This window comes from Xanthobacter versatilis, assembly GCF_043193975.1.
Taxonomy (GTDB): domain Bacteria; phylum Pseudomonadota; class Alphaproteobacteria; order Rhizobiales; family Xanthobacteraceae; genus Xanthobacter; species Xanthobacter autotrophicus_E.
The window spans coordinates 1-236 of the sequence record NZ_JBAFVB010000041.1; the positions used below are offsets into that span (position 1 = coordinate 1).

General features: G+C 55.1%; 1 rRNA gene. It reads right to left on the bottom strand.

Annotated features, from left to right (window positions below):
- Nucleotides 1–40: 40 nt before the first annotated feature.
- Nucleotides 41–155 (bottom strand): 5S ribosomal RNA (gene rrf, locus V5F66_RS22295).
- Nucleotides 156–236 lie beyond the last annotated feature (81 nt).

The following is a 236-nucleotide window of genomic DNA, read 5'->3' on the forward strand; positions in this document are numbered from 1 at the left end:
GGGATGTGGATATGGGCATTGCGCGATATGTGCTTTGCAGGCCTGGCAGCGACCTACTCTCCCGCGTCTTGAGACGAAGTACCATTGGCGCTGAGGAGTTTAACGGCCGAGTTCGGGATGGGATCGGGTTCAGGCTCCTCGCCATAGCCACCAGGCCGGCAAAGCACATATCGGGCAAACGAAGCTGGAATTTGTCAAAGATGACTGTCGTCTCTGTTCACTGGATGAACATTGAG